Annotated in this window: 24 protein-coding genes; 8 read left to right on the top strand and 16 right to left on the bottom strand. The window is 56.7% G+C overall.

All coding sequences use genetic code 11. The annotated features are described in order from the left end of the window. Window positions 1–4: 4 nt before the first annotated feature. Window positions 5–583, top strand: a complete 579-nt coding sequence (locus B9H00_RS00350) for an acyl carrier protein phosphodiesterase (protein WP_086898978.1) — start codon at window positions 5–7, stop codon at window positions 581–583. On the opposite strand, the gene B9H00_RS00345 is transcribed toward B9H00_RS00350, so the two are convergent. From B9H00_RS00345 to wrbA, 7 genes are all read right to left on the bottom strand, one after another. Beyond that, entirely contained in the window at window positions 569–1,768 is a 1,200-nt protein-coding gene (locus B9H00_RS00345; protein WP_086898977.1) for a molybdopterin molybdotransferase MoeA, read from the bottom strand. The genes B9H00_RS00350 and B9H00_RS00345 overlap by 15 nt on opposite strands. Then, entirely contained in the window at window positions 1,758–2,282 is a 525-nt protein-coding gene (gene moaB, locus B9H00_RS00340; protein WP_086898976.1) for a molybdenum cofactor biosynthesis protein B, read from the bottom strand. Before moaB ends, B9H00_RS00345 begins: the two co-directional genes overlap by 11 nt. After that, window positions 2,279–2,596, bottom strand: coding sequence for a DUF1244 domain-containing protein (locus tag B9H00_RS00335; RefSeq protein WP_086901616.1), 318 nt, complete (start codon window positions 2,594–2,596; stop codon window positions 2,279–2,281). Before B9H00_RS00335 ends, moaB begins: the two co-directional genes overlap by 4 nt. A gap of 121 nt (window positions 2,597–2,717) precedes the next feature. Beyond that, entirely contained in the window at window positions 2,718–3,320 is a 603-nt protein-coding gene (locus tag B9H00_RS00330) for a helix-turn-helix domain-containing protein (RefSeq protein ID WP_236944311.1), read from the bottom strand. A 72-nt stretch (window positions 3,321–3,392) separates the two neighbouring features. Then, the gene (gene pdxH / locus B9H00_RS00325) at window positions 3,393–4,037 is read right to left on the bottom strand and encodes a pyridoxamine 5'-phosphate oxidase (protein ID WP_086898974.1); all 645 of its coding nucleotides are present in this window, start codon (window positions 4,035–4,037) and stop codon (window positions 3,393–3,395) included. A gap of 87 nt (window positions 4,038–4,124) precedes the next feature. Next, the gene (locus tag B9H00_RS00320) at window positions 4,125–4,535 is read right to left on the bottom strand and encodes a DUF2069 domain-containing protein (RefSeq protein WP_086898973.1); all 411 of its coding nucleotides are present in this window, start codon (window positions 4,533–4,535) and stop codon (window positions 4,125–4,127) included. Between the two features lie 2 nt (window positions 4,536–4,537). Further along, window positions 4,538–5,149, bottom strand: coding sequence for an NAD(P)H:quinone oxidoreductase (gene wrbA / locus B9H00_RS00315; protein ID WP_086898972.1), 612 nt, complete (start codon window positions 5,147–5,149; stop codon window positions 4,538–4,540). A gap of 172 nt (window positions 5,150–5,321) precedes the next feature. On the opposite strand from wrbA, the gene B9H00_RS00310 reads away from it, so the two are divergent. Both B9H00_RS00310 and smrA read left to right on the top strand, forming a co-directional pair. Continuing rightward, on the top strand, window positions 5,322–6,566 hold the full coding sequence (locus tag B9H00_RS00310; RefSeq protein WP_157663147.1) for a YihY family inner membrane protein: 1,245 nt from the start codon (window positions 5,322–5,324) through the stop codon (window positions 6,564–6,566). Between the two features lie 138 nt (window positions 6,567–6,704). After that, window positions 6,705–7,304, top strand: coding sequence for a DNA endonuclease SmrA (smrA, locus tag B9H00_RS00305; RefSeq protein WP_086898970.1), 600 nt, complete (start codon window positions 6,705–6,707; stop codon window positions 7,302–7,304). A 138-nt stretch (window positions 7,305–7,442) separates the two neighbouring features. Here smrA and metH read toward each other — a convergent pair whose 3' ends face one another. Next, entirely contained in the window at window positions 7,443–11,150 is a 3,708-nt protein-coding gene (metH, locus tag B9H00_RS00300; RefSeq protein ID WP_086898969.1) for a methionine synthase, read from the bottom strand. A gap of 263 nt (window positions 11,151–11,413) precedes the next feature. Here metH and nfuA point away from each other — a divergent pair, with 263 nt between their 5' ends. Continuing rightward, window positions 11,414–12,001, top strand: a complete 588-nt coding sequence (gene nfuA / locus B9H00_RS00295) for a Fe-S biogenesis protein NfuA (RefSeq protein ID WP_086898968.1) — start codon at window positions 11,414–11,416, stop codon at window positions 11,999–12,001. 94 nt (window positions 12,002–12,095) lie between these two features. On the opposite strand, the gene B9H00_RS00290 is transcribed toward nfuA, so the two are convergent. Continuing rightward, a complete protein-coding gene (locus B9H00_RS00290; protein WP_086898967.1) occupies window positions 12,096–13,061 on the bottom strand; it encodes a DNA-binding protein in 966 nt (321 codons plus the stop codon). Between the two features lie 237 nt (window positions 13,062–13,298). Between B9H00_RS00290 and B9H00_RS00285 the strand changes: the two genes are divergently transcribed. The 3 genes from B9H00_RS00285 to B9H00_RS00275 are packed head-to-tail and all read left to right on the top strand — an operon-like array spanning window position 13,299 to window position 15,374. Beyond that, entirely contained in the window at window positions 13,299–14,471 is a 1,173-nt protein-coding gene (locus tag B9H00_RS00285; RefSeq protein WP_086898966.1) for a tyrosine-type recombinase/integrase, read from the top strand. Between the two features lie 36 nt (window positions 14,472–14,507). Then, entirely contained in the window at window positions 14,508–14,924 is a 417-nt protein-coding gene (locus B9H00_RS00280; protein WP_086898965.1) for a SufE family protein, read from the top strand. A 51-nt stretch (window positions 14,925–14,975) separates the two neighbouring features. Beyond that, window positions 14,976–15,374 carry a DUF2628 domain-containing protein gene (locus B9H00_RS00275; protein ID WP_086898964.1) on the top strand — a complete coding sequence of 133 codons (399 nt, stop codon included), beginning with the start codon at window positions 14,976–14,978 and terminating at the stop codon, window positions 15,372–15,374. Here B9H00_RS00275 and yidD read toward each other — a convergent pair. The 4 genes from yidD to B9H00_RS00255 all read right to left on the bottom strand — a co-directional run bounded on the left by yidD (window position 15,365) and on the right by B9H00_RS00255 (window position 18,002). Then, window positions 15,365–15,664 carry a membrane protein insertion efficiency factor YidD gene (gene yidD, locus B9H00_RS00270; protein WP_086901615.1) on the bottom strand — a complete coding sequence of 100 codons (300 nt, stop codon included), beginning with the start codon at window positions 15,662–15,664 and terminating at the stop codon, window positions 15,365–15,367. The genes B9H00_RS00275 and yidD overlap by 10 nt on opposite strands. A gap of 22 nt (window positions 15,665–15,686) precedes the next feature. After that, the gene (gene hisI / locus B9H00_RS00265; protein ID WP_086898963.1) at window positions 15,687–16,136 is read right to left on the bottom strand and encodes a phosphoribosyl-AMP cyclohydrolase; all 450 of its coding nucleotides are present in this window, start codon (window positions 16,134–16,136) and stop codon (window positions 15,687–15,689) included. 19 nt (window positions 16,137–16,155) lie between these two features. Continuing rightward, window positions 16,156–17,490: a dihydroorotase gene (locus tag B9H00_RS00260; RefSeq protein WP_086898962.1), complete on the bottom strand. Its 1,335-nt coding sequence runs from the start codon at window positions 17,488–17,490 to the stop codon at window positions 16,156–16,158. Between the two features lie 68 nt (window positions 17,491–17,558). Further along, a complete protein-coding gene (locus B9H00_RS00255; RefSeq protein WP_086898961.1) occupies window positions 17,559–18,002 on the bottom strand; it encodes a Fur family transcriptional regulator in 444 nt (147 codons plus the stop codon). 283 nt (window positions 18,003–18,285) lie between these two features. Between B9H00_RS00255 and B9H00_RS00250 the strand changes: the two genes are divergently transcribed. Beyond that, window positions 18,286–18,786 (top strand): DUF1161 domain-containing protein, encoded by a 501-nt coding sequence (locus B9H00_RS00250; protein ID WP_086898960.1) that lies wholly within the window; start codon window positions 18,286–18,288, stop codon window positions 18,784–18,786. Window positions 18,787–18,889: 103 nt separating this feature from the next. Here the strand turns inward: B9H00_RS00250 and B9H00_RS00245 are convergent, their stop codons facing one another. The 3 genes from B9H00_RS00245 to ectA form a co-directional block, all read right to left on the bottom strand. After that, a complete protein-coding gene (locus B9H00_RS00245; RefSeq protein ID WP_086898959.1) occupies window positions 18,890–19,285 on the bottom strand; it encodes an ectoine synthase in 396 nt (131 codons plus the stop codon). Between the two features lie 78 nt (window positions 19,286–19,363). Continuing rightward, window positions 19,364–20,626: a diaminobutyrate--2-oxoglutarate transaminase gene (gene ectB / locus B9H00_RS00240; protein ID WP_086898958.1), complete on the bottom strand. Its 1,263-nt coding sequence runs from the start codon at window positions 20,624–20,626 to the stop codon at window positions 19,364–19,366. A gap of 49 nt (window positions 20,627–20,675) precedes the next feature. After that, window positions 20,676–21,194, bottom strand: coding sequence for a diaminobutyrate acetyltransferase (gene ectA / locus B9H00_RS00235; protein WP_407656586.1), 519 nt, complete (start codon window positions 21,192–21,194; stop codon window positions 20,676–20,678). Between the last annotated feature and the right edge of the window lie 69 nt (window positions 21,195–21,263).

Here is a 21,263-nt window from a genome sequence, read left to right as displayed (position 1 = left end):
ACGCGTGAACTTTCTGGCTCATGCCCAGCTGGCTCGCCATGGCAGCGACCTTTTCTTGCTGGGTAATCTGGTGGCTGACGGGGTCAAGGGACCGGTATCGGCAACCGCCCATCCCGAACTGGCGCGCGGCATAAGGTTTCACCGCAGGATGGATGCTCTGATCGACCAGCACGACACCACTCTGGCGCTCAAGCGCCAGGCACCCGGGCCACAGCGACGTGTTTGCGGCATTGCGCTCGATATTGTCTGGGATCACTTCCTGGCCAGGCTGCACCACGACGAAGATCTCAATCAGCGCGTTTATCACGTGCTTCGTCGTCACGCAGACATGGTTCCCGAGCGACAGACACGTCTTTTCGATCACCTTTGTCGTGAAAACTGGCTCAAGGCCTACGCAGGTTTCGAGTTTACCTGCCGAGCCATTGCAGGCGTGGGCACTCGCCTGTCAGGCCCCAATCGGCTGGCCGAGCTGAGGCCGTGGCTTGAGCAGGAATATTCCCTGCTTGAAGAGAGCTTTCATGAGATCTGGCCATGGATGCAGCGGGCGGCATGCGAACATGCCGCCGCATCAACTGACCAGTAAAAGACACCTGACGCGCTCACCCAGCGCAATTTTCGAATGTGCCTTGATGACGGCCAGTGCATTGGCCGTCACGCATGAGCGCAGGATGGAGGAGTCCTGATCCTCAAATGCATGCGCGCGGTAGCCATCACCGTCCCACTGCAGAGTGACGCGCATGTAATGATCGCGCCCGGCCGTTTCGGTCTCGAAATCCGCTTGAGCCGTGACTTCCGGCAGGGCCTTCATCTCGTCACATCCCTGCATGCCCCCCAAAAGCGGACGCAAAAAGAGCCATGCACCGACAAAGCTCGACACCGGATTACCCGCCAGCCCAACGAAGCGACACTGATCGATATGCCCCAGCGCCAGCGGCTTGCCTGGTCGAATTGATAAACGCCAGAGATCCAGCTCTCCCAATGATTCCAGAGCACGACGCACATAGTCAGCATCGCCCACCGAGACACCACCGGTCGTCACGATAACGTCTACCTGATGCGAAGCACGCTCAAGTGCCCGGGTCATGGCTTCGAGGGTATCCGGCACCTGTTCCACCAGCGCCAGTTCGGCGCCAAAGCGTACCAGCAGGTCCATCAGCATGAACCGGTTGCCATTATAAATCTGACCGGGCTCAAGCGGTTCGCCTGGCAGCTTTAGCTCATCGCCGGTAAACAGAAGGGCAACCCTGGGTTTTCGATACACCGGTACCCGGTCAAATCCCTGACCTGCCAGAAAGCCCAGTGCGGCACTATTGAGCCGGGTCCCCCGGGAGACCAGCGCTTCACCGGCTCTGATTTCTCGGCCTTTCGGGCGAACGCTGTTGCCTACCTCAAGTCCGGCCGGAATCAAAACGCCTTCGTCACGAGCCTCGACTTCCTCCTGCATGATGACGCTGTCCGCGCCCTCAGGTAGAGGAGCACCGGTAAAGATGCGAGCACAGGTCCCTTCTTCCAGCGCCACGCCACTCTGGCCGGCCATAATGCGCTGACTGACACCTAAAACCCTGCCACTGTCCGCAGCGCGCAGGGCATAGCCATCCATGGCGCTGTTATCGAAAGGGGGCGTGTCATGCCGGGCATAAAGCGTTTGCGCCAGCACACGATCGCCCGCCGTTTCGAGCCTTACCCATTCACAGGGCAACGGTTCAAGATCGGCTGACAGTGCCTCGAGTGCCTCCTGCGGTGTATGTAGCCGATGACTACCCGCCATGCTGACCTCGTCCGGGAATCACCAGGTTGGCAAAGTTGCAGGGCTTGTGCCGGCTATCAAGCTGTTCAAAGAGAATGCCTTTCCAGCCGGTGCGACAGGCGCCGGTAGAGCCTGGCAGGCAAAACACGGCCGTATGATTGGCAAAGCCTGCCAATGCCCGACTCTGTATGGTCGAACTGCCCACATCATCCTGCGAGAGTCGACGAAACATTTCGCCAAATCCTTCAATATGACTATCGAACAAAACACCGACCGCTTCGGGCGTGGAGTCCCGGCCGGTAAAGCCGGTACCACCGGTGGTGATCACGACCTGCACCTTCGGGTCGGCGATCAGGCGCGCGACTTCCGCGCGGATCTGATAGAGCTCATCTCGAATGATCCGGCGAAAGGCGCAGCGATGCCCGGCACGCTCAAGAGCGTCGATCAGCAGGGCGCCAGAGCGGTCGCTGCTTTCATCACGCGTATCGGAGATGGTTAAAACGGCAATATCGAGCGGTATGAAATCATCGTTCACGAGGAGGGCTTCTCCTTCGCCCTTTGACGGGCCTCAAGCGCCTTGAGCTGCTCTTCAGTGGCCGGTGGCTGATTGGCCTTCCATTCACTGTAGGGCATGCCATAAACGTGCTCACGAGCACTTTCCAGATCAAGCTCTACATGCCGCTCTTCGGCTGCTGTCACCAACCACTTTGAAAGACAGTTACGACAGAAGTCGGCCAGAATCATCAAATCAATGTTTTGCACATCGCGATTGTCATCGAGATGCTTGAGCAGCCGGCGAAAGGCAGCGGCCTCAAGCTCGGTCCGGGTCTGCTTGTCCAGTTGGTCCATGCTCAGCTCCTGTAAACGCCCTGAACTCATGAAATCGGTGGTCAGGGCAACATCATTGTAGGTCGTCATTGCTTCCTGCCGTCATGACTTGATCGGAGAGGGTGACAACGTTGACCCGGGATCAGGCGCGCTCGCCTGGCGCGCATACCGAAAGGACGAGGGCATCGGCGTCACTGATGGACACCTTGGCATGCCCCATGTCGCTGTCGAAATAAAGGCTATCACCGGCATCAAGCTGAAGAGGCTCATAAAACTCGCTATACAGCAGAATCGAACCCTCCAGCACGAGTAAAAATTCTTCGCCGCCATGGCGTACCCAATCAGAAAACGCTTCGATGCTGCGCGCATGAACAATCGTCTTGAAAGGGGTCATGAGCTTTTGCGCCATCTGCGCCGATAAAAGCTCATGTTCATAGGTGGGCGTGGGGTGCAGCTCACCCTCACCACAGCGGGTCAGGTCGCGACGGCCAGCATTGCGTGGAGCACAATGCGGGCTTTTTAGAAGCTGTGGCATATCCAGCTTGAGCCCGATCATCAATTTTTGCACCACTACAAAACTGGGCGAGATCAAATCGTTTTCAATCTTTGAAAGCGTTGAGCGTGCCACGCCGGTACGCCGGCTGACTTCTTCAAGCGTCAATTGCTGAGCGCGGCGGATTTCACGCAGGCGCTCCCCGAGCCGCAGTGGCTCGACAAAGGGTTTTTGGCTGCGAGCAACCGTCATGCCTGCCGCTGCTTTTGTGTCACGATCGGTCATTTTTTCAAGAGCGTTCCCGGGCCGCCGTGCGCATGACTGTCAGGGTGCCAGCCGGCTTTTGAGCCAGTGCCCTTCGGCTGACCGCCAGCGATAGCGGATTCGATCATGCAGGCGACTGGGCTGGCCCTGCCAGAACTCCACCATGACCGGCACCACCCGATAACCGCCCCAGTGTGGCGGACGATCAATATCATGGTCCTGATAGGCCCGCTCAAAGCGATGAGTGCGCTCATCAAGCCATTGTCGCCCCGGAATTTCGACGCTTTGCTGGGAGATCCAGGCACCCAGTTGGCTCGCTCTTGGCCGTGAGTGGAAATAGGCATCCGAGGTGTCTTCCGACACCTGCTCCACATGACCCTCAACGCGTACCTGACGCTGCAGCGTGGGCCACCAGAATACCAGCGCCGCATGCGGGCAGGTCCCCAGCTCACTGCCCTTGTGGCTCTGGTAGCTGGTGTAAAATACCAGACCGTTCTCATCAAACCCCTTGAGCAGCACGATGCGCGCGTGTGGAACCCCCTCATTGTCAGCCGTGGCCAGTGTCATGACATTGGCATCATCACGCTCACTTTCTACTGCTGCATTAAGCCATTCCGAAAAAAGAGGCCAGGGGGTTTCAGGCGTATTGTCCTGATCGAGGGCGTCCCCGGTGTAGTCACGACGCAGGTCAGAAATGGTGCTCATGAATGGTTTCCTTGAAGCTTCGAGAGGCATCATCCGATCTGCCTCGCAGTATTGTTCCGGGTCTGATACACCTCCTTGAAAGGCGATTTACCCGGTGCCCGGTGTACCATCATTACGCTGCCAGCGATGGATGTACAACGCATAGCTGCCGGCGCTGAGCAGCAGGGTCAGGGCTGAAAGTACCTCAACCAGCCCCAGCCACCATAGCCCCGGCAACTGCAGCATGACGGCACCCTGGATGATATAAAGCACGCTGACAAATGCCAGCCAGCCATAACCACGACGGCGCTCGGTGCGAAGCACCACACCGAGAAGCAACAGTGGTGCGAGTCGTACCAGTACCGGTAGCAGCGATTCAGCCCCGCCTTGCTGAGCCAGCATCAGCCCTGTCATCAGCGTTACCACCACAAGAACGACCCAGCTGACCGTCACGACACGACGAGCCTTTTGCCGCGCGCCAGAGGCGCCATAACGCTGTTCAAAAGTGCGAAACAGCACGGTTACTGTCCTCGCATCGTTTCAAGTGCCAGCGCCAGTTGGGCCAGACGTTTTCCCTGTGCCATCGCCAATGCACGCTCATGTTCATCGATGCTGCGATCGCTGTCCGGCCCGGCAAAATGGCTGCCTCCGTAGGGCGTGCCGCCGGTCCGCGTGGAAAACATCTCATCGACGCTGTAGGGAATGCCGGCAATCACCATGCCATGGTGCAAAAGCGGATTCATCATCGTCAGCAGGGTGCTTTCCTGACCGCCATGGATGCTGGAAGTCGAAGTAAACACCGTGGCCGGCTTGTCGACCAGCGCTCCGTTGAGCCAGAGCGTACTGGTGCCATCCAGAAAGTATTTGAGCGGCGCTGCCATGTTGCCAAAGCGTGTTGGGCTGCCCATGGCAAGGCCGGCACAGTCACGCAGGTCATCATGACTGGCATAGACCGGGCCGTCATCGGGGATATCGCTGGCCACTGCCTCGCATTCGGGGGAAACCGATGGCACCGTCCGAAGACGCGCATCGATACCGCCTACCGATTCGACCCCGGCAGCGATATGGCGAGCAAGATCTCGTGTTGCACCCTGTCGGGAGTAGTAGAGCACCAGTACGTAGGGTCGGGTCATGACTTATCCTTGTAGGAACGATAAAGACCAATTCTGGCAGGAGTGGCCCTATTGTGCCCATTGAGCTGAGGGTTGTCAGGCCGCGCTGTCTTCAGATTCGATTGGTCAGAGCCCCCGGCGGTCGCTATGTTTCAGGGAGACAGCCAGCATTGATGGTCAGGAGCAGGACAAGGTGAGACGTTTTTCCATACCCCAACCCCTGTGGTGCCTGCTGGCACCGTTCAGGGCAATCATCAAGCTCGTCAAGCGCTTCAACGCTCATGACGGCCTTCAGACGGCCGCCTCACTGACCTATACCACGCTGTTTGCCGTAGTGCCCTTTACCACCGTGGTATATGCCCTGTTTGCGGCCATCCCGGATTTTCAGGATGCCGGCGATCATATTCAGCAGTTCGTGTTTCAGCAGTTTGTCCCCGAAACCGGCCAGACCATTCTGGACACGCTACGCGGATTCACCCAACAGGCACGCGGGCTGACCATGGTGGGTGGCATCTTTTTGCTGATCACCTCGATTTTAATGATGATGACCGTGGAAAATGCGCTCAATCGGATCTGGGGTGTTCGCCACAACCGCCATGGGTTGATGGGGTTTCTGGTCTACTGGGCGGTATTGACGCTGGGTCCCATTCTGATCGGCAGTGGCTTTTTGCTGTCTTCCTATCTGGCCTCCATCAGCGTTTTGAATTCAGCGGCCTCCTGGCTGGGAGGCAGTGATTTGATCCTTCACTTTTTACCCCCGATTCTGAGCTTTCTGGCCTTCTGGTTTATCTATGTCACCGTGCCCAACGCACGCGTGCGTATCAAGCATGCTGCTGCGGGTGCGCTATTGGTATCGATTTCACTGGAGCTGGCCAAGTGGGGCTTTTCCATTTATGTCACCAACTTTCCTTCCTATCAGATCCTTTATGGCGCTTTTGCTGCCGTGCCACTTTTTCTACTCTGGATCTTTCTAAGCTGGTTCATCATTTTGATGGGCGCAGAACTGGCCGCGTGGCTGGGAGAAACCCAGCATGCCGACTGGCGTCGCTGGCCGCAGTTCTGGCAGGCCTTGGGCATGCTGACACTGCTACATCAGAGGCATGTACGTGGTGAGGGCGCCTTGAAAGCGTCAAATGCGCGAAAACGGCTGGGAGGTCACTACCACAGGCTACTGAACGTATTGTCAGAGCAGGGCTGGGTCGTGATCAGTGACGAAGATGAGTGGGTACTGGCCAAATCGCTTGATACGCTTACCCTTAGCGAAATCGTGGCGGGCCTGCCCTGGACCATGCCCGAGCAATATCGACCGCCGGAAGGCTATAGTAAGGTGGCTGACATTATGCGCACGGCCCAGCAGCGCTATCATGAAGCGCTGGATGTTTCGATGGCGTCAGCCCTGAACAATGAATCCGACAGGAAAACACCCATTACCCCATAACGGCATTGGCCGGGAGGTTCGGCACTTCATACCTTATTCCCGACGCGACGCTCTGACATTGATGCTGCCAAAACGGCGGTCCCCCTGTTTGAACGAAAAGCCTATTGGTGACCCGGCCAATACGCGAGGAGTAGCCCGATGAATGCCAATCAACGCGATGAGCAGCTGTTCTTTCATGAAATGGCTGATGTCATTCCGCTGAACAAGGGACGCAACCGCGCCGATGCCGGTAACACCGGTGCGCGACCTCCCAGCGAGGCGCAACTGGCCAGACGCGCCAGCGCCCAGGATGGTGAGCAGGAAAGCAACTTCCTGTCCGATGAATTTGTCGATTTACTGCCCGTCAATGACCCGATCGAGTTTCGCCGTGACGGCATTCAAACCGGTGTGATCGAGAAACTGCGTCATGGGGGCTATCAGGTCGACTCTCAATTGAACCTGTTAAAGCGCCCGGTGGCCGAGTGTCGACGCGAGCTTTTCAGATTTATCCGTGAAGCGCACCAGCATGAGCTGCGTTGCGTGATGATCGTTCACGGTCGTGGCAAAAGCGATGAAAGCCATGCCAACGTGGTGCGTTCCTATGTGGGCAAATGGCTTGAGCAGTTTGACGAGGTTCAGGCCTATGCCACGGCCCAGCCACGTCATGGCGGGCTCGGTGCGACCTATGTCATGCTGAAAAAATCCTATCGTGCCCGCCAGCGTAACCGTGAGCTGCATCAGCGCCGTCGCGCGCCGTAAGTGCCAGCATTACCATCAACAGCTGCCGGCACATGACCGTCATATCAAAAGAGCCTCTCAATGAGAGGCCTTTTTTTATCGCGACACATTGACCGCTAACGGGCTCATGACCTGACAGGACAGGACAGGAAAACCGGACTATTCGTCAGGATTGTAGGACAGAATCGGGGACAGCCAGCGCTCCATGGTGTCACGTGACATGTCCTTGCGCGTGGCAAGCGCATCGATCTGATCGCGACTGATGCGCCCGGTCGAGAAATAACGCGACTGCGGATGTGAGAAATACCAGCCCGACACTGCCGCGGCAGGCCACATGGCGAAGCTTTCGGTCAGCGTCAGCCCCGTATTGTTCGTGGCATCGAGCATCTCGAAAAGAGTGCCTTTTTCCGTGTGGTCCGGACAGGCCGGATAGCCGGGCGCCGGTCGAATGCCGCGATATTTTTCGTTGATCAGGTCATCGTTATCCAGCGTTTCATCCGGGACATAGCCCCAGTGCTCGCGACGCACCCGCTCATGCATGTGTTCGGCCAGTGCTTCGGCCAGTCGATCCGCCAGCGCCTTGACCATGATGGCGTTGTAGTCATCGCCGTTTTGCTCATAGTGCCTGGCCAACTCATCCGCGCCGTGACCTGTCGTGACCGCAAAGCCGCCAATCCAGTCGGCCCGTTCGCTGTCATTCGGCGCCACGAAATCGGCCAGGCTATAGCAAAGACCATCACGATTTTTGGTGGTCTGCTGGCGAATGTGATGAAGCTGATGAATGACATCGCTACGCGACTCATCTGAATACACCTCGATAACATCGTGATCGACCGTATTGGCTGGCCAGAAACCAATGACGCCACGCGCCTGCAGATGGCGCTCGTCGATCAGCTTGTCGAGCATCGCGCGCGCATCCTTGTACAGGTTGCGTGCGGCATCGCCTACCACGTGATCTTCCAGAATTTTGGGGAACTTACCCGCCAGCTGCCAGCTCATGAAAAAGGGCGTCCAGTCGATGTAGTCGACCAGTGACCTCAGATCGATGTCGTCGAAAACACGAACCCCGGTAAAGGCCGGTTGCGGCGGGATATAGTCGGACCAGCCGCCATCGAAGTGCCGCTCGCAGGCCTGAGCGTAATTAAGATCCGCCGATTTGGGACGACGTTTGCTGTTACGCTCACGCACCTTTTCATACTCGGCCCGAATTTCGCCGACATAGGCTTCCTTGAGCCCGGGCGAGAGCAGCTTGCTTGCCACGCCGACGGCGCGCGAAGCGTCAGTAACATAAACCACGGGATGGCTGTAGGCCGGCTCGATCTTGACCGCCGTATGGGCCTTGGAGGTGGTGGCGCCCCCGATCAGCAGCGGAATATCAAAGCCCTGACGCTCCATTTCCTTCGCCACGTGCACCATCTCATCCAGCGACGGCGTGATCAGACCTGAAAGCCCGATAATCTGAGCGTTATGTTCGCGCGCGGCCGCAAAGATTTTCTCGGCGGGCACCATGACGCCCAGATCGATGACTTCATAGTTGTTGCACTGCAGCACCACACCCACGATGTTCTTGCCGATATCGTGAACGTCACCCTTGACCGTGGCCATGATGATACGGCCCTTGCTGTGGTCATCGTCACTCTTTTCGGCCTCGATGTGCGGGATCAGGTACGCCACGGCCTGTTTCATGACGCGGGCGGACTTCACCACCTGGGGCAGAAACATCTTGCCGGCGCCGAACAGATCGCCCACCACGTTCATGCCGTCCATCAGCGGGCCTTCAATGACCTCGATGGGGCGATTGGCCCGCTGGCGTGCCAGCTCGGTGTCTTCCTCGATATAGCTGGTAATGCCCTTGACCAGCGCATGCTCGATGCGTTTTTCAACTTCCCAGCTGCGCCACTCGAGATCTTCCTTTTTCTGGGGGCCGCTACCGTCATCCTTGTAACGCTCGGCGATGTCCAGCAATCGCTCGGTGGCATCCTCGCGACGATTGAGCACCACATCTTCCACGGCGTTGCGCAGCTCTTCGGGCAGATCATCATACACCGCCAGCTGGCCGGCATTGACGATTCCCATCGTCAGGCCGGCATGAATGGCATGGTAGAGGAAGACCGAATGGATGGCCTCACGAACCGTATTGTTGCCGCGAAAGGAGAAGGAGACGTTCGACACACCGCCCGAGATCATGGCATGGGGCAGGTGCTGCTTGATCCAGCGTGTGGCCTCGATGAAATCGACGGCGTAATTGTTGTGCTCTTCGATGCCGGTGGCGATGGCAAAGATATTGGGGTCAAAGATGATGTCCTCGGCCGGGAAATCAATCTCGTCGACCAGAATGCGATAGGCACGCTCACAGATCTCGGTCTTGCGCGCCATGGTGTCGGCCTGACCCTGTTCGTCAAAGGCCATGACCACGATGGCCGCACCAAAACGACGACACTGTCGGGCCTGGTAACGAAAACTGTCTTCGCCTTCCTTCATCGAGATCGAGTTGACGACTGCCTTGCCCTGGACGCATTTCAGGCCGGCTTCGATGATCTCCCATTTGGAAGAGTCGATCATGATGGGCACGCGCGAGATATCCGGCTCGGAAGCGACGAGCTTGAGAAAATGCTCCATCGCCCCCTTCGAGTCGAGCATCCCCTCATCCATGTTGATGTCGATGACCTGAGCACCGTTTTCGACCTGCTCAAGTGCCACCTCAAGCGCGGTGTTGAAGTCTTCTTCCTTGATCAGCCGCTTGAATCGGGCAGAACCGGTCACATTGGTACGCTCACCCACGTTCACGAACAGCGATCTTGCGTTGATGTTAAACGGCTCAAGCCCCGATAGACGGCAGGCTGGAGCTACATCGGGCACCTTGCGCGGCGGCAGGTCGGTCATGACCCGCTTGATGGCGGCAATATGCTCGGGCGTGGTTCCACAACAGCCGCCCATGATGTTGACCAGCTGCTGCTCACCGAAGGTGCGCACGATCTCCGCCATCTCATCGGCTTCCTGATCGTATTCGCCAAATTCATTGGGCAGGCCGGCATTGGGATGTACCGACACATGGGTATTGGCGCGGCGCGAGAGCTCTTCGAGATACGGGCGCAGATCTTCGGCACCCAGGGCGCAATTGAGTCCCACGCTGATCGGGCGGGCATGGCGCACGGAGTTCCAGAAGGCCTCGGTGGTCTGCCCCGACAGCGTTCGCCCTGAAGCATCGGTGATGGTGCCCGAAATCATGATGGGTACCTGATACCCAAGCTCTTCAAACAGAACATCGAGCGCGTATATGGCCGCCTTGGCGTTGAGCGTATCGAAAATGGTCTCGATCAGGATCAGATCGCTGCCGCCTTCGATCAGCGCCCGCGCAGCTTCAACGTAGTTGTCGACCAGTTCATCAAAGGTGACATTGCGCTTTGAAGGGTCGTTCACATCCGGAGAAATTGAAGCGGTTCGGCTTGTAGGCCCCAGCACGCCGGCCACAAAGCGCGGCACCCCGGTCTCGGAGGCCACCTCGTCGCACACGGCCCGGGCCAGGCGCGCAGCCTCGTAATTGAGCTCTACCACCAGCTCTTCGGCGTGATAGTCAGCCTGAGAGAGTCGGGTGCTGTTAAACGTATTGGTTTCGACGATATCGGCACCGGCTTCCAGATATTCGCGGTGCAGACGGGTAATCACCCTGGGCTGGCTGAGCACCAGCAGATCGTTATTGCCCTTGAGATCACTTTCCCAGTGCGAAAAGCGGTCGCCGCGGAAGTCCTGTTCGGTCAGCCGCTCATTCTGGATCATGGTTCCCATACCGCCATCAAGGATCAGTATGCGATCCGACATCAGACGGGTCAGCGTCTCCAGAACCGGCGAATCGGCAGCTTTGGGCATGGAAGGTGATCTCCGGGTAAACAGTGGGGCAGTCGTGAAAGAGGGCGTATTCTAGCAAACCCCTGACAGCCAGACAGACTTACTGCCTGAAAGACATTCACGACGCGCGTGAGCCAAGGTCATGCATATCCCCGGATCAAGCGATGCAGGCCTTTGAAGGCCGGGTTTATTTACCCGAGTATTGCACTCGGATTTGTCGCGAGCGGCTGGCTGGCATAAAATATCGACAGATTTCTTTACCGCGATTGCGTACGAGGCCGTCAATGAGTCAGACCATCGAAATTACCGAAAGCGCCCAGGAGTATCTCGCCGACCTGCTTTCGCGTCAGGACGTCGAGGGCATCGGCGTGCGTGTCTTTATCACTCAGCCGGGTACGCCCTATGCGGAAACCTGTCTGGCCTATTGCAGGCCCGGCGAGGAAGAAGAAAGCGATGAGCGCATCCCGCTTGAAAAATTTGACCTCTTTCTCGAAAAGCACAGCGTGGCCTTTCTGGAAGATGCCGTGGTTGATTTCAATGCCGACCGCATGGGCGGTCAGCTGACCATCAAGGCCCCCAATGCCAAGATGCCGCAGGTCAGCGAGGACAGCCCACTGGAAGACCGCGTCAACTATATTCTTTATAGCGAGATCAACCCGGGGCTGGCTGCTCACGGTGGCGAGATTCGCCTGATTCAGCTGACCGAAGACAATGTCGCCGTACTCCAGTTTGGTGGTGGCTGCCAGGGCTGCGCTGCAGTGGATATCACGCTCAAGCAGGGTGTCGAGAAGACTTTGACCGAGCGCATCCCCGAGCTGACAGCGATCCGTGATGTGACAGACCACACCGATACGACCAACGCCTACTATTGATTCAGTGTCAGGGCTACCTGACAGCATCAAATTCCAGGCGTAAAAAAACCCCGGCTTGCCGGGGTTTTTTATGATCGCCTGCCGATGCACATTCTTAATACACGAAAGGCGGTATGGGTGCCTTGGAAAGACGCTCCTGCAGCACTCTAAGTTCCGTGCGCAAGCGCGCCAGCTCTTGGTCACGCTCTGCCAGCAGACCTGAAAGATGGTCTTCTCGCCCCCGACTTTCCTGAAGCTGTTGCTCATTGTGGCGGGCGTGCTGGCTCAAATCGCGCATCTTGCGCTCTTCTTCCTGTAGCGTGCGGCGCTGCTGCTCCATCTGAGCCGTAATCTTTTCGATCCGCTCCTCGAGCTGCTCATGTCGGCGACGTGCCTGTTTTTCAAGCTCCTGCTTTTCATGACGGGCGCTATCCAGCAGCTGCATCAGGCGATTTTCAGCGCTTTCATGACGTGACTCTTCCTGTGACAGTCGTCGCTTGTATGTCTGATCGAGCTGCTCGAGATTTTCATGATGTTCACGCTCAAGGCGGTCACGCTCCTCGCTGAGCGTATTGATCTGACGATCACGCATGGCCAGACGCTGATCGCGCTCTTCAAGCTGGCCACGCAGATGCGCCGCTTCGCTTTCAAGCCTGGCAAGACTGGTCGCCTTTTCTTCCAGTCGCGCCGCCGTGCTGTCCAGGCGCTCACTCAAGGCAGCCAGACGCTGCTCGGTATCTTCAACACGTCGCTGGGCCTGCCGTGTTTCCTCTTGCGCCTGCTCTACCTGCTCATCGGATTGCTGGCGATAGAAGGACAGAGCTTCGCCGGCTTCCTCCTGCGCCTGCTGCCACAGCCCGGCCAGCGCATCGTGCAGGCGTTCAGGGATGGCCTGCGGCAGGGGGACATCACGATTTTCCTCGCGTCTGGCCCGCCACTCCCGCAGGTGGTCACTGATGGTAGTAAAACTGCCGGTGCCCAGAACTTCGCGTATGCGCTGAACGCTTGGGACATCACCGCGTTGGATGAGGGTTTCTATCGCCCTCTGTACATCTTCGAATTGCACGCCACTTCGTGCCATGACGGCCTCCTGAGTTCCCTGTAACGCCCAATGATTGATGTTGTTGGAGAAGGGCTGCGTTTTTTCACCACTATAGCGCCTTATTGTGACAAAAACACTATTACGTATTTACGTATTACGTAAATTTATTTATGAAACAAGCCGTAAAATCATGATTACGCGTCTTATCATGATTTTATTGACTGTAGTCGCTACAATGGCACCCTAGGATATCGATGAAAGCAGGGCGAAGATGCGATGAAAAAGCCATTGGGCGTAGAGCCTGCAAGCGATTCGATGCAGGAGGCGGCCCTGATCGAGAGGGCAGCGCCTGCCATGTCCGGTCAATTGGTCGAAGCAGGAAGCGATCGGGAAATTGTGGCGGCCTGGCTCATGGAATATCGCACCAGCCCACAGACCTTCAGGCAGTACCGCAAGGAAGCCGAGCGGCTGCTGTTGTGGCTGGAAGACAAGGGCAAGCGACTTGCACACCTTGATCGGCGTGCACTGGACACGTTCGAGGAATTTCTTGCCGATCCCAGACCGGCTGCTGAATGGATTGGGCCGCCCAGCCCCAGGCATAGTAAGGCGTGGCGCCCCTTTCGAAAGGGGCTTTCTGCTGCCAGCAGGCGCCAGGCTCTGGTCATTCTGCAGACCCTGTTTGGCTGGCTGATCGAGGCCGGTTGGCTGAGTCAGAATCCCTTCAGACTGATGCGCGACAAGCGTCGCCGACTCGATAACACATCAAATGCTGTTGAGCGCTATATTGAGCGCCCGCTATGGCGATGGTGCTGGCAGCAGCTCAATACGCTGCCTACAGACGCCACGGTTCGGGCGCGCTATGAATTTGAGCGTCAGCGTTTCGTTTTCGCTTTTGCCTATCTGCTGGCCCCACGTATCAGCGAAATGAGCCATGCCCGCATGAATGACTTTCGGATGCGCGAAGGTCAGTGGTGGTGGCAGGTGGCCGGGAAGGGCGGCAAGCGAGCCAGCATTCCGGTACCGGATGCCATGATGGCCGCACTGAGGCAGTGGCGCGACATGCTTGGACTGCCGGCCACACCGTCGCCTGAAGAGGAAACGCCGGTCATACGTGCGCTGGATGGCCAGCGAGGAGTCGGTGACAATCAGCTTTATCGCATGATCAAGGCAACCTTTGAGAGGCTGGCGCAGACGAGAGAGTACGAAAACGAGTCAACGTCATACGAAGCGCAGCGCCTGCGACAGGCCACACCGCACTGGCTGCGCCATACGGCGATTACCCATCAGGCGCAGCAGGGCGTTGAGCTGCGCTATCTATCACGCACGGCACGCCATTCAAGACTTGAGACCACTGCACGCTATCTTCACGCTGAGACGCAGGAGTGGCATGGTCAGATCAATCGTCACACGCTTGATCCATCGGACGAACCCGTGGATGACACGCTATAATGCGACCCTTTCCCTATACCAGCATATGGAGCCGGCATGAGTCCGCAAGAGGCCCAGCAGGAACTGATCGACGAATTCGAGATGTTTGATAACTGGATGGATCGCTATCAATACATCATCGATCTGGGCAAGCTGCTGCCCGATTTTCCTGATGAATGGAAAAATGACAGCACGCGCCTTGATGGTTGCCAATCCAACGTCTGGGTGCATGGTGAACACCAGAACAATACTCTTCATTTTTATGCCATATCCGATGCCGCCATCGTGTCAGGCCTGATCGCCATTTTGCTGCGCATCTATAACGACCGGACGCCGCAGGAAATCCTCGACACGCCGCCTGATTTTCTGACCGAGCTGGATCTGGACAAGCATCTGTCGCCCACTCGTAGCAACGGGCTGCATGCCATGCTTGAGCGTATCAAGACAACAGCTCATGCTCATGCTCATGCCTGATACGACTGCCGTCACGCCCACTGCGATTGTTGAAACAACGGCAGGGCGCTCATGAAACAGTTCGAGATTTATCAGCACGCTGACGGGCGTCTTGAGGCCGTCAAACAGGGATGGAACTGGCCGGCCTTCTTTTTTGGCGCGCTCTGGGCGCTGTGTTGCCGGTTATGGAAAATTGCCGTATTGACGCTTGTGGCCGTTTTTGTGGTGTCGATGGCAGGCGCATTTGATGACAGCGGTATGATTGATGTGATGGCCAATATCGCGTGTCTTGGACTTTATACGGCGTTTGGCCTCAACGGCAATCAGTGGAAGCGGCGACACCTGCTGGCCAACGGAGCTCAGCTTATGAACACCGTAGAGGCTCGAGGCGTAAAACAGGCGATCGCGATGCACCGGGAAAGGCAACAGCTACAGGGTTCCGAGACGGCATCACACAACTTTCAGGCCTGATCCTTGTGTCGAACAGAGGCCTGTTTGGTATCTGTATGGCATCCACAATTGCAGGACGTCGACACGGGCGGTACCGGGTCGACGCCACCGGCACAGAAGGGGTGGCAACGCAGGAGCCGCTTGAGTGCCAGCCAGCTACCGCGAACGGGGCCATGCAACTCGATGGCCTCGATCGCATAGCTGGAGCAGGTGGGCCAGAATCGACAGCGAGGCCCGATCAGGGGGCTGATGACATATTGATATACCCGCACCAACCCGATCAGTCCCTTTCGAAGCACTGCCTGAAACATCCGCCCCAACTGACGCAGCGTATCAGCTGCTGCCATACAGTGCCTCGGTTGACATCAGAGGCGCAGCATCCACGCGTGCGCTCTGCGCGTCCAGCGCCAGATAAAAGCAGGTACGCCGGCCCGTATGACAGGCAGGTCCGGTCTGGTCGACCTTGAGCAGCAGGGTATCCCCATCACAGTCCAGCCATGCCTGATGCAGCATTTGTACCTGACCGGAGGATTCCCCCTTGCGCCACGGCTTCTGCCTTGAGCGTGACCAGTAGCAGACACGCCCCGTTTGTAGCGTTTCCTCAAGCGTTTGCCGGCTCATCCAGGCCATCATCAATACTTCACCGCTGTCGAACTGCTGGGCGATGGCCGGTATCAGGCCGTCATCGTTCCAGCCTGCCGCTGTTAGAAGTGCCTCAAGCCCGGTTTCATGACCGGGCGGCGCCTGCTCGAGCGCCTTATAGGTAGGGGAGGATGCACTCATGATTTCGGAGACTCCTTGTTTACCGGCGACGATAGGTAACGCGTTCACCCGCCGGGGCGCTGGCAAGGCTCTCGCCATCCCAGGCAACAACGCCATTGACGATCGTGGTCTCGATGCTTCCTCGCAGCGGCGCGTCTTCAAACGGGCTCCAGCCACATTTGTAGAGCAGCTCGTCACGCGTCACGGTAAAGCGTTTTTCAAGATCCACCAGCACGAGATCTGCCATATAGCCTTCGCGAATGAAGCCGCGATCGGCCAGCTCAAAACGCCGGGCCACGTTATGGCTGGTTTTCTCGACGATGGTGGTCAGTTCGAAATGACCGGCATTGACCTGGTCAAGCAGGGAGGAGAGGGCATGTTGCACCAGCGGCATGCCGGAAGGCGCGCTGAAATAGCTGTTGTTTTTCTCTTCCAGTGTATGCGGCGCATGGTCAGTGGCCACAATATCGATTCGGCCATCATTGACGGCGTCGCGAATGGCCTGGCGGTCGGCGGCAGTCTTGATGGCCGGATTACACTTGATCCACGAACCCAGACGCTCGTAGTCCTCGTCACAGAACCATAAATGGTGGACACAGGCCTCAGCCGTGATCAGCTTGCCATCCACCGGACCGGGCTCAAAAAGGGCCATTTCTTCGGCCGTGGTCAAATGCAGCACGTGCAGGCGCGTGCCATGCTTGCGCGCCAGATCGATCGCCATACTGGAGCTCTTGTAGCAGGCCTCGCGCGAGCGAATTTCACCGTGCAGTGAAAAGGGCACCTGTTCTCCGAAACGCTCACGCGCCTGGCGCTCACTTTCCTGGATCATGGGAGTGTCTTCACAGTGCGTGATGACCGGAATTTTTGCGCTGGCGAAGATATCTTCCAACGTTTGCGGGGCATCAACCAGCATGTTGCCGGTCGAGGCCCCCATGAAAATCTTGATGCCACAGGTAGTGGCTGGATCAAGCGCCTTGATGGCTTCAAGGTTGTCGTTGCTGGCGCCATGATAAAAGGCATAGTTGGCATGCGACCGGCCGCGTGCCAGCGCGTACTTGGCTTCCAGTGCCTGACTGTCCAGCGTGGGCGGCTTGACGTTGGGCATTTCCATATAGGTCGTGATGCCACCGGCGACTGCCGCTGCAGATTCAGTCGCCATATCTGCCTTCTGTGTCAGGCCGGGCTCACGAAAATGCACCTGATCATCGATCATGCCGGGAAGCAGATGTCGCCCGCGTGCATCGATGATCTTTTTGGCATCATGAGACAGGGAAGGCGCAATGGCATTGATGCGTCCATCAAGAATGCCGACATCCAGTTCTCGAATGGTACCTTCATTGACGACGCGGGCATTAACGATCAGCAGATCGAACATGGCATGGGACCTGTATGATTGAGTAAAACGAAAGTCACGATAAAAATCGGACCACTCTCGATCAGCGTTCAGCGTGACAACTGACACTTTTGACAAACGCCGGACAGCTCGATGGTCTGGCGCTCAATGAGAAAACCATGACCTGCGGCCGTCTTCTCCAGCCGATGCATGGTGTCATGGTCATGCATTTCTTCAACAAGACCGCAGTGCCGACAGATCATTAGCTGAAAACCACGGGCATGATCAGGACAGGGGCAGGCGACATAGGCATTAAGCGATTCGATACGATGCACCAGCCCCTGTTCCAGAAGAAAATCCAGGGCGCGATACACGGTGGGCGGACGCGCCGAAGCATGCTCATTGGAAAGCAGATCAAGAAGCTCATAAGCCTTGAGGCCACTGGAATGCGTGCTGATGATCTCAAAGACGCGACGGCGAATGGGGGTGAATCGCACATCGTTGTCATGACATCGTTCTTCGGCCATGCGCAGCAGGCTGGATACATCAGGCATTGAATGTTCTCATCATTGAAAGCGCAGGACAGCATGTGAAATATGGGTCTATGGTAACGTCATCGAGCAGGGCTCGCATCTTGACGATCCAAAATGACCTTCAGAAACATCAGGTAGATCGTCAGGGCTGACTCAGGGCATTACCGAAATATGTAATTTAACATAATATATATTATGCGAAGTCCTTGTGCACAGTCAGTACATCCGCATATGGCCATTGTCATAATGGTTTATATTCACCGCATCGCATAATGATGCCGTATTGCTTTCAGGAGATCGCCAAATGAAGTATTCACGCTCGCTGGCAAACCGCTCGACACTTGCAGCACTGACACTAACGGCACTCTGTCTGCCTACACTTGCCTTTGGTGCCTGTCAGGATGTTCGCGACCGAATTGCTCAGAACATTGAGTCCAACGGCGTCGAACCCATGGGCTATTCACTTCAGGTCATTCCAACAGCCGATGCCGATCAGGCTGAAGGACAAATCGTTGGGCACTGCGATAACAATCAGTACCAGATCGTCTATCAGCGTCACTATCGCAGTAATACTGCCGAAACCATGGAAGACACGTCTGCTGGCGAAGACGAAATTGATGGCGCTTCGCAGCCTGCACCTGCAACGAATAGTGACCTCCCTGAAACCTCAGAAACGCCGTCTGCATCAATGGATGCCACTGCAGCGCCGGCTTCCAGTCAGTCTGATGACAGCGAGCCTTCATCAGGTCAACGGCGCGTCGAGACCTCCGACATGCCGGTCAGCCCTCACGACTCGGCCAACTGATTGGCGCCGAGCAGGATTTGCCTTGTCCTTTTTCGTCAGACCTGAAAAAAGCCTGCTCAATTGAGCAGGCTTTTTTCGACTTGCGTTCAATTTACATGGAAGCTTAGTCGTCCGCTGGCGCGTAGGAGCCATCCTCGCGGTGTATTTCTCGACCGGTCAGCGGTGGATTGAATACGCAGGCTACCGTCATGCCCTTTTCCTTGCCACGCAACCAGTGCTCGTCGTGCTTGTCCAGCAGATACATGTCACCGGCCTTGATGGTGTGCTTTTTGCCATCAGCGATGGTTTCCACCTCACCTTCGCCTTCATAGCAAAAGACGGCTTCGATGTGGTTCTTGTAGTGAATATGGGTTTCTGTACCCGGGTAAATACGGGTGATGTTAAAGGAGAAACCACAATTATCCTCGGCCAGCATCAGACGGGTGCTGTCCCAGTTGCCATTTTCGGCTTCAACAAAGCGGTCGGTCTTGCGGCACTCTTCAAGGTTACGAACGATCATCGGTCTGGCTGCCTTTTCTGGTCACAATAAAGAAATCATTATTGGTGCGGGCGCTCCGCGCCCGCCAGAGCTCAAGAGTTACTTAATGAGGCTTCGAATACTTCTTTCAAGGATGGTCAGGCCCTGCTCGAGCTCGTCATCCGTGATGGTCAGCGGGCAAAGACACTTGACGACTTCACCGGCCTGACCACTGGTTTCGATCACAAGTCCACGCTGGAAGGCTCCATGAGTAATCTCATCAGCCAGCTCACCGGTGCCGACATCGATACCACGCATCATCCCGCGCCCACGCTCACGAGCTGGATGGCCGGCATCGCTGAGAAGCCTGGCCAGCATTTCAAAACGTTCGCGGATGACCTCACCCTTGCGCTGGACTTCCTTTTCAAAGGTGTTGTCCTTCCAGTAATGACGAAGCGTTTCGGTCGCCGTCACCATCGCCAGCGTATGGCCGCGGAAGGTGCCGTTGTACTGTCCGGGCGTCCATTTATCGAGGTCTCGGCGCATCATCAGCATGGCGAAGGGCAAGCCATAGCCGGACAGCGACTTGGAGTTGGTCACCATGTCAGGCTTGATGCCCGCGTGCTCAAAGCTGAAGAATTTACCCGTACGGCCACAGCCAGCCTGAATATCATCGACAATCAATAGGATATCGCGCTGCTTGCAGATATCGGCCAGCCGCTTGATCCATTCAATGGATGCCGCATTGATACCGCCCTCGCCCTGCACCAGCTCGACGATGGCCGCTGCCGGGCGGTCGAGACCACTGGACTTGTCATCCAGCGCCTTCTCAACGTAATCGAGCGTGTCGACGCCCTCGCCCATATAGCCATCGTAAGGCATGAACTGCGCGCCGATGGCCGGCACGCCCAGCGCATCGCGGAATTTGGCGTTACCTGTGGTGGCCAGTGCCCCCATGGTGACACCGTGAAAACCGTTGGTGAAGGTCAGAATATTGGAACGCCCGGTGATACGACGTGCCAGACGGATCGCGGCTTCAACGGCATTGGTACCGGTCGGCCCGGGAAGTTGAATCTTGTAGTCCAGACCACGAGGCTTGAGGATCAGCTCTTCAAGCGTCTGGTAGAAGTCCTGCTTGCCCTGAGTCCAGAAATCGAGCCCATGCACGATGCCATCGCGCTCGATGTATTCCATCAGTGCCTTTTTGAGTACCGGGTTATTGTGCCCGTAGTTCAGTGTTCCGGCGCCGGCGAGAAAATCAATATATTCAGTGCCGTCAGTGCTCCAAAGATGAGCGCCCCGGGCGCGATCAAAAATGATCGGAAAAGAGCGGGAATAAGTGCGAACCTCGGATTCCATTTGTTCGAAATACTGCGTGTCCATTAATAACACTCCCCCGTATCAATTGTGGTTGGGTATAAAGTTCAGATGCTCATGATTGGATCTGTTGCGGATCAAAGGGTCCTATCCGCACCAGGTTTTCCGGGTCGTGCTCTCCGCCAAGTTGTTCTTCAGAAAAATATTCGCGACTGTTCAGCGGCGCCTGCCAGCGCTGGGCCAGACGCCTGAAAAGCCCCCATGACGCTTCATTGTCCGGCGTAATGGTGGTTTCAAGGTGGCGTACGCCAGACTGGTGTTCCCGACTCAGCACGGTTTCTACCAGCTTGCGGGCAAGTCCTGTCCCTCTGGCCTTTTCGCCTACCGCGACCTGCCACAAAAAGAAAGTATCCGGTGCATTGGTTTTGACGTATCCCGAGACAAAACCAACGATTTCACCGTCACCCAGCGTGGCTACGGCACAGCGATCGCGAAACTGCGTTGCAAGCAGCAAATAGGCATAGGCGGAATTGACGTCCAGTGGTGGACAGGCCTTGATCAGTTCGTAGATGCCCCAGCCATCATCCGTGCCGGGTGGACGGATAAATATGGGTGGATCCCCTTCAATGATCATTTCTGCCAGATCGGGATGAGAGATGTCGCTTGCAGCCGTCGTTGTTTGATTGGTTGGTATCATGGATAT

The organism is Kushneria marisflavi, from assembly GCF_002157205.1.
In the GTDB taxonomy this organism is placed as follows: Bacteria; Pseudomonadota; Gammaproteobacteria; order Pseudomonadales; family Halomonadaceae; genus Kushneria; species Kushneria marisflavi.
This window is presented reverse-complemented; position numbering and strand designations above follow the sequence as displayed.